This window comes from Streptomyces alanosinicus (assembly GCF_014650595.1).
In the GTDB taxonomy this organism is placed as follows: domain Bacteria; phylum Actinomycetota; class Actinomycetes; order Streptomycetales; family Streptomycetaceae; genus Streptomyces; species Streptomyces alanosinicus.
Map to the genome: position 1 here is coordinate 1 of NZ_BMVG01000087.1, position 7,416 is coordinate 7,416.

At 70.2% G+C, this 7,416-nt stretch carries 7 protein-coding genes and 3 pseudogenes; 2 read left to right on the top strand and 8 right to left on the bottom strand.

From position 1 onward, the window contains the following. Positions 1 to 103 precede the first annotated feature (103 nt). Positions 104 to 922, bottom strand: a complete 819-nt coding sequence (locus IE277_RS45900; protein WP_189959996.1) for a hypothetical protein — start codon at positions 920 to 922, stop codon at positions 104 to 106. A gap of 208 nt (positions 923 to 1,130) precedes the next feature. After that, positions 1,131 to 1,461, bottom strand: a pseudogene (locus tag IE277_RS50300) (site-specific integrase); the annotation flags it as partial. Here IE277_RS50300 and IE277_RS45905 point away from each other — a divergent pair. Further along, positions 1,363 to 1,764 (top strand): hypothetical protein, encoded by a 402-nt coding sequence (locus IE277_RS45905; RefSeq protein ID WP_506005356.1) that lies wholly within the window; start codon positions 1,363 to 1,365, stop codon positions 1,762 to 1,764. The pseudogene IE277_RS50300 and the gene IE277_RS45905 sit on opposite strands and share 99 nt — an antisense overlap. On the opposite strand, the pseudogene IE277_RS45910 reads toward IE277_RS45905, so the two are convergent. The 6 genes and pseudogenes from IE277_RS45910 to IE277_RS45930 all read right to left on the bottom strand — a co-directional run. Beyond that, a pseudogene (locus tag IE277_RS45910) lies at positions 1,763 to 2,200 on the bottom strand (IS481 family transposase); the annotation flags it as partial. The gene IE277_RS45905 and the pseudogene IE277_RS45910 overlap by 2 nt on opposite strands. A gap of 30 nt (positions 2,201 to 2,230) precedes the next feature. Further along, positions 2,231 to 2,410 (bottom strand): annotated as a pseudogene (locus tag IE277_RS48660) (acyl carrier protein); the annotation flags it as partial. A 37-nt stretch (positions 2,411 to 2,447) separates the two neighbouring features. Continuing rightward, positions 2,448 to 3,452: an SDR family oxidoreductase gene (locus IE277_RS45915; RefSeq protein WP_189960000.1), complete on the bottom strand. Its 1,005-nt coding sequence runs from the start codon at positions 3,450 to 3,452 to the stop codon at positions 2,448 to 2,450. A 311-nt stretch (positions 3,453 to 3,763) separates the two neighbouring features. After that, the gene (locus tag IE277_RS50065; protein ID WP_373311021.1) at positions 3,764 to 4,069 is read right to left on the bottom strand and encodes a hypothetical protein; all 306 of its coding nucleotides are present in this window, start codon (positions 4,067 to 4,069) and stop codon (positions 3,764 to 3,766) included. A gap of 28 nt (positions 4,070 to 4,097) precedes the next feature. After that, complete coding sequence (locus IE277_RS45925; protein ID WP_189960002.1) at positions 4,098 to 4,736, bottom strand: maleylpyruvate isomerase N-terminal domain-containing protein; 639 nt, start codon at positions 4,734 to 4,736, stop codon at positions 4,098 to 4,100. Between the two features lie 40 nt (positions 4,737 to 4,776). Beyond that, positions 4,777 to 6,018: a hypothetical protein gene (locus tag IE277_RS45930; RefSeq protein WP_229882576.1), complete on the bottom strand. Its 1,242-nt coding sequence runs from the start codon at positions 6,016 to 6,018 to the stop codon at positions 4,777 to 4,779. A gap of 501 nt (positions 6,019 to 6,519) precedes the next feature. Between IE277_RS45930 and IE277_RS45935 the strand changes: the two genes are divergently transcribed. Beyond that, positions 6,520 to 7,416 (top strand): glycoside hydrolase family 10 protein (locus IE277_RS45935; protein ID WP_189960003.1); only part of this gene is annotated, 897 nt, incomplete at its 3' end.

Genomic DNA, 7,416 nt, shown 5'->3' on the forward strand with positions numbered 1-7,416 from the left:
AGCACACTCATCAGCAGCCAGTGGGTGCGGGGGGTGATGTGGCGGGTACGGCTGTGGCGGCGCGGAGCGGTGCGGCGGCGGTCGGTCACGTCAGGGCCTTGGGTCACTTCACGGGCTTGTGGGACGTCCCAAGGGCACGCCCCCGGGAGGAGGAGGTCGGGGTCGGACTGGCGGTGGCCGTCGGGGAAGTGGCCCTGGTGGGCGGTGCGCTGGTCGCGGGGGCGGTCGAGGCTGTCGGCCGGACGGGCGGGGAGGTCCGCTGCGCCGTGGGGCGGGAGTCGGCGTGCCCTGCGGCGGAGCCCGCACGCCCCGCTGAGTGGCCGGGGGCGGGTGGGGAGTCGGAGGCGGTCACGCGGGGCGGCGCCCGGTGCGCGGAGTCCGGCTGCGGGACGAAGGGAGCGCTGACACCAGGGCCGCCCAGCACAGTGCTGATCAGCAGGGCGACATAACCGGCGGCGGGAATCATCAGCAGCCGGGCGGCACGCATCACGCGGCGTTGGCGCCGCCCCGAGACATCCACGAAGACCGGCCCCGCCGGCTCGCCCTCCAGTGTGTCCGGGTCCGGCTCGGATTCCGGCTCAGGCCCCGGCACGAAAGGGATGGGCTGTGTGTCGGTCTCCGGGGCGGGCATGGTGAGGACGTCGCCGTGGCCGGCGTCCCACGCCGGACCGCCGGCGCCGTCCCACGCCGTCGGGTGCGGCTGCGCCCACTGCGCCGGCTGTGCCGGGTCCCAGGCCAGCGTGGCCGTGTCACCCCCGTACGCCTCGTGGCCGTAGCCCTCGCCGCCGTATCCGCTGTGGCCGTACCCCTCGCGGCCGTATCCGCTGTGGCCGTACCCCTCGCGGCCGTAGGCATACGCGTACCCGGCGCCGTCGTACGGATCCTCGCCGTACGCTCCCCCGTTTCCGGTCGTCCACTGCACGAGTCGTGTCCCCCTGTCCTGGACGGCCGGCGTGGCCGTCCGCTTGGACAGAGCGCGGCAGGCCGAAACTGTTACACCTCACCCACAACTCACGCCTCAGGCAGCCACTTCACCACCGCACCCCCATACTCGGCCGCATGCGCGTAAAACGCCCTCAGCTCCTGGTGCGTCGCCGCGAAGACGCCCCACGTCTCGGACTCCGCGAGCACGCCGCCGTACGCTGACGCTCGTCGTCGGAATGCTGGTAGATCATCGCGGCTTTCTCGGAGGACTGGCCCGCGTGGACCATCGTGTCCTTGAGGGTGGCGCCGGAGCGCGTTGAGAGCGTGTGCCCGGTGTGACGCAGGTCGTAGAAGCGGAAGCCGTCCGGGAGGCCGACGGCGGTGCGGGCACGGCTCCACGTGGAGGAACGGCGGAAGGGCGACGGTACGGACGCCCGCATCGGACTTGGCCCCACCAGGAGCGCGCCTGCCGTTGGTGCGCTCCGGCTCGGCCACGCGGACGCGGATGACCAGCCCGTCCAGGTCGACGCCTACTCGGCACCCCAGGCAGACAGATGGGTCGCGGTCGCACTCCACACGATCTCACCCGCGCTGGACTGCGACGCCTCCGACGAGGCATGGGCTTGGCTGTCCCAGGGCCGGACAGCAACACATCGCGCCCTTCTGCGCTCCGAGCCCTGCACGGTCACGGTCACGGTCACGGTCACCCAGGACCACACCCGCATCACGTGGGCGATCCGACCGGTGACCTTCCTCCCGCTCGCACACCGCCAAGGTGTCGAACTGCCTGCCTGCACACGCGACTTCAAGCCCTGCCCGACCGTGTCGAGTCTCAGTTGATGGTTGACGGGAGCTCGCCGCTGTGAAAGACCCGGATCGATGTCTCGTCCAGGTGGGCGGTGACGACCTGGTGCGCATAGCCGCGGCCAAGCTGGACGCGCTGTCCGGCGACCATGAAGCCGCCGACGCTGCTGACCGTCCGCTCGACGATCTGCTCACCGGGCGGAGGCAGCAGCGGTGACGGCCCGGCCGGACGAGCACCTTGCAGGCGCCCGCAGGCCGAGGGCGGCAGAGGGCTGGGCAGAGTGGCCTGCAGAACACGCTGCTCGCCCAGGACCTGCAGGACTTTCCCGTCGAGCCGGAGGGTGACCCGCTGCCCGGCGAACGGCCAGCCGATCAGGACCTTGTCACCTCCCAGGCCGACATAGCCGACCGCGTTGACGGTCCGGTCCACCTCCACCACCCCCTTCGTGTCCTGCGCCGGTCCGGGCTCGTCCACGGTCATCGCCGGGTGCAGTGCGTCATCGCTCAGCACGACGCCGTCCAGCTCTTCGGACAGTTGGTCGATCAGCTCGACCACGGCGAGGGAGTCGAGACCCAGATCGGCGAGGCTCGCGTCTCCCGTGACGGCGTCGGGGCCGACCTGGAAGGCGGAGGTGAGTGCCCGCACGAGGAGGTCGCGGGCCGAGGGGGCGGAGGTATCCATGGGTACGTTCCATTGCGCCGGGTTGTCGAGGTGGGGGTCAGGACAGTGGCAGTGGTGGCAGCGGTGGCAGCACGTTCCGGTCGATGAAGGAGCGGAACATCGGGGTGAAGAAGCCGGACCCCAGCCGTTCGTGCCGGCCGAGTCGGCGCAGCACGTCGGTGACGGCCTCGCACCGGTGGTCCGGCAGCGCGCGGTGCTTGGACAGGCCGAGGATGTACTCGGCGATGGCGAGCGTGCGCATGGCCAGCGCCGTACGACTGCTCCCTCGCGCCTTCAGCTCCGCGCGCCAGGTGTCCGGCGGGACCTCGACCAGCGGATACCCGTAGTCCTTCGCCTGGTCGAACAGTTCCACGGCCGGTCGCGCCTCGGGCAGCAACACGTGGTACGCCCCAGCCGTGGGTGCGGGCCGCGGGGACAACTCGGCGATCATCTCGGCCGTGTAGTCCACCGGTACGACGGGGATGCGGCTCAGACTCAGTGGATGGCAGCCCGTGAGGACGGCGGCCGCGTGGAGCCGGGCGACGAAGTCGTCGGCGGGAGACACACCGCTGCGCGAGTCCGCCAGGACGAGACCGGGCCGGTACACCGTGACCGGCAGGCCCTGTGCGGCGGCCCCGGCCACCAGTGTCTCGGCCTCGAACTTCGAGCGCGGGTAGCCGATCCGTCCGCAGGTCTGGGCTGAGGGCGGTGTCCGCTCGTCCACCTCGGGCCGGCCGGATTCACGCGCCGCCAGGAACACCCCCAGTGTCGACAGGTGGTGCAACCGCTTGACCCGCCCTCTTCGGCAGAACTCCACCACCCTGGCCGTGGCACCGACGTTGACCGAGGCGAGGTGCCGGTAGGGGGCGGCCATGTTCATCGAGGCCCCGCAGTGGTACACCTCGTCCACGGTGCGGCTCAGTCGGTCGTATCGGGCCCTGTCCATCCCCAGCCCGTCACCAGTCAGATCCCCGGGCGCGAAACGCAGCGCCTTGGAGGCGGCGACCGCGGGATCCTGGGCCCACAACCGCCCACGCACCCGCTCCAGGCGTAACACGCGCACAGGCGCGCCCCGCACACTGCTCACGCGCGCCGACGTCACGCGCCTTCACGCCTCCGGCGTTGCGTGTGGCCGACTCGCCGAAATACCGTCCCCCTGCCCACTCCCGCGTTCTCCAGCACCACGCTGACTCGGGCGGCTGCCGTCTTGCAGGAGGAGCCCGCCGCTGTGCCGCGCGTCCACGATGTCCCCCTGTGCCAACAGCTGATCGACCCCGCCGAGTGGGAGCTACACAGAGGCTGGGCGCTGGGAGACAGGATCGAATGGTCCAACCGGGCGTGCGGCCTCGCATCGCTCAGAATGATCCTGCTCGCCTACGGGTGCACGGCCCCCACGGTGACAGAACTCCTGAAAATCGCGGTCAGGCATGAGGTTCTGACTCCGCGTACGGCCAGACGACCGAGGCCGCGGGCGGCCGGAGGATCGCCGTACTCGGAGAGATGCTGGAGCTGGGCGACGAAGCCGTTGAAGCCCACCGTGAGATCGGGCGCTCGGCCGCAGAGGTCGGCGTCGATCTCGTCGTGGCCGTCGGCGGTGATCTCGCCAAGCAGCTCGCCTTCGCAGCGGGCGCGGCAGGGGTCCCTGACATCGTGGTGGGAGATCCCCAGAGGGCGGTACATGAGCTTTTGACGGGTTCCTGCGCTTGCGCTAGAGCGCCGAGATGGAAGCAGGTGCACGTTCGCTGCGGCTCAGTGCGCGCAGGACATCGGTCGCGCCATGCCGCCGCAAGGCGATCCGGGACAGCAAGTCCACGACGGTTTCGACGGCGGGGGCCGGGAACCCCGGGGTCGGCAACCCAACGCTGTGCGCAAGGTCGTCGGAGTGGACAACGAGTTCCAGGAGCCGGCTGGTGATGAAGTCGTCGACGCTGATCGACCACGGCCCCCAGGTGGGGCGGCGAACCAGGCGGTCCGGACTGGCGGGCAGGATGCCGCGCAGTTCCTGGACGCATGCGGCGACTCGCGCGGCCAGCACGGCCGGACCCTCGGCTGCCTCTTCCTCTCCGCCGGACCGGATGGCCTGATTGAACGGGGTGTCGAGATCCGAGCCGATCCAGCTGACTCGCGCGTAGTACTCGTGGATCGAGATGGCGGGCTCGGTAGGTACTGGCTCTGCGAGCACCGTGGGAATGAAGAAGACCTGCCCGGCCAGGTGACCCGCCAGGCCCTGGACGCTGAGCTTCGCCAGCGCAGAGGGCTGGTGCCAGCCGTCTGCCACTTCCGGAGCGGCCAACAGCTTCGCCGCTGTGTCCGCCACACTCAGGTAAAGCTCCCTCACCTGCGTCATCCTGCCGTTTCCCTGTCGCCGTCGGTGGTTGTCTGCCGGGTCAACTTCGCGGCAACGGCAACGCATTCCCGGACGTGACCCGACTGCCGGACTGAAGACGTGCTACAGGCGAAATACGTCCATCATCTGTCCAGCACCTCGCTCCGCCGCAGGCCAGGCCGCCGGCGGTGTTGCTCTGCTCCGGCCGGCTGTCGGGTGCGCCGGCCGCCTTCGCCTGTGCGCGGGTGCCGATCGTGCCGGAGGCGGAGGCCACCGGTGCCGCGGCGGCGGGCGGGGCGGCATGAGACGGGCTGTGAGTGCCGGTGGTCGCCGAGGAGGGCTTCAGCTGCAGCGTCGTGATCGAGTACGGCGGCAGCATCTGCGTGGCCGCCGTTCCCTGCGCCGCTGTGGTGAGGGCGGTGCCGCCCTTGGCGTACGAAACGGTCCTGGCCTTCCCGGGGGCCGGGGTGAATCCGGCGTAGGAGAGCGAGACCTGCGCCGTGTTCTGCGGGTCCTTGTTGATCAGCATGACGTTCAGGCCGCCGTTGCGGCTGCGCACCGCGTGCACGGCGACCGACTGCTTGGCGGAGGACGCCTTGACCATGGTGTCGCCGGGGTGGGCCAGTACGGTCAGCGAGCGGATGCCCCAGTAGGTGGGGAAGGGCGTGTCGCGGGCCGGTTCGCAGTGCCCGGCGGAGCAGCTTCCGCTGGAGAGCACGCCCTCGTCCTGGTAGTCGGTCTCGCCGTTGACGGTCGTGGGCGCCGTACCCATGCCGTTGTGCACGTTCCACCAGTCGACGTTGACGGCGCCGTGCTCGAACCAGCTCATGTAGGTGTCCGGCGCGAACAGGGCCGCGGCCTGGCTGGTCTTGGCGGGCGAGAAGTCGCCGTCGGTCTCGGTGACCGCGATCTCGACCGAAGCGGCGTGCGCGCCGGCGTAGGTGGCGATCATCGAGCGCAGTGCGGAGGTGGTGCCGGCGATCTTGGCGGGGGTGTTCAGCAGGTCGGACGTGCCGGTGCCGTAGTTCGCGGTGATGATCGGCTGGGCGCCGACCTTCTTCGCGGTCGCCATGAAGTGGTCGAAGTCGTCACCCGGCGCGGCCCAGCTGCCGCCGCCGCTGAAGGTGTGGGTCTTCCAGTGGTAGCCGTCCGCGACGGAGCCGCCGGGGTAGCGCAGCTGGCGCACTCCCGCGGCCTTCATCAGCGCTGACGTCGAGGCGTCGTTCATGCGCGGGTCGTAGATGGCCGTGTTGATGCCGACCCCGGTGCTGGGGACCGTGCCCAGGGAGGTACCGGCATCCACCGAGATCTTGACGGTCGGCGCGGCGGCGTTCGCGTTGAGCGCCAGGGCGCCGGCATCGGCTGCTCGGTGGTGGTCGGGTCGTCAGGTGACACGTGGGGCTCCCGATCGGAGTGCGTGGATACGGGTGGCGTAGCGCAGCTGACTGCACTCACCGTGGTTGGTGCACCCCTGAGTGGCCGGACGGAGCGGAACGGTTGCCGCTTCAATCGATTGTTTTCAGCTCTGGCCGTGGGCCCTGGTCTCAGGGCGGCATCGTCCAGGCGATCCGCCCGGTCTGGTCACGTGATGTCCAGTGCGGCGAGTGGGAGGTTCGGGATTCCGGACGTGGTGGCGGAGGCCGGCGGCGAGCCGCCCCGCACTCCTTCCCGATCACGGCAACCTTTGTATGTGTGGCGGCAACTGGCAGATATCCGGGGCCGACATCAAGGCCCGCCGCGCCAGAAAGGCAATCCGTTGCCAGATCAGAACCGCTCTCATCGCCGCCGTCCGGCAACCCGCCGTGTGCTCACCGCTGCCGTGGTGCTCGCCGCCGCAGGTGCGGCCGTGCCGCTGGTCGCCCAGGCCGCCCACACGCCGAAGGCCCGCACGCCGAAGACCGGCACGCCGACCCTGGCCGCCGCGGCGGCCGGCAGCGGCCGCTACTTCGGTACGGCCGTGGCCTCGGGCAGGCTCGGGGACTCGACGTACTCCACCATTCTCGACCGGGAATTCAACATGAACACCCCGGAGAACGAGATGAAGTGGGACACCACCGAACCCTCCCGCGGCACCTTCAACTTCGGCCCGGCCGACCAGATCGTCGCCCACGCCACCGCGCACGGGCAGCGGATGCGCGGCCACACCCTGGTGTGGCACTCCCAACTGCCCGCCTGGGTCAAGGCGATCACCGACCCGAACACGCTGCGCAGCGTGATGGACAACCACATCACCACCGAGATGAGCCACTACAAGGGCAAGATCTACGCCTGGGACGTGGTCAACGAAGCCTTCGCCGACGGCGGCAGCGGCCAGCACCGCACCTCGGTCTTCCAGGACGTGCTCGGCAACGGCTTCATCGAGGAGGCGTTCCGCACCGCCCGCAAGGCCGACCCCTCGGCCAAGCTCTGCTACAACGACTACAACATCGAGAACTGGACCGACGCCAAGACCCAGGGCGTCTACAACATGGTCAAGGACTTCAAGTCCCGCGGCGTGCCCATCGACTGCGTCGGCTTCCAGAGCCACTTCGGCGCCGGCGGCCCCCCGGCCAGCTTCCAGGCCACCCTGTCCAAGTTCGCCGCGCTCGGCGTGGACGTCCAGATCACCGAACTCGACATCGCCCAGGCGACACCCACGGCATACGCAGGCGCCGTCCAGGCGTGCATGAACGTCGCCCGCTGCACGGGCATCACGGTGTGG

Excerpts from the sequence above, each read along its gene's own strand:
- IE277_RS50065 (WP_373311021.1), bottom strand. The coding sequence starts at position 4,069 with ATGTACCGCCCTCTGGGGATCTCCCACCACGATGTCAGGGACCCCTGC.
- IE277_RS45925 (WP_189960002.1), bottom strand. The coding sequence starts at position 4,736 with ATGACGCAGGTGAGGGAGCTTTACCTGAGTGTGGCGGACACAGCGGCG.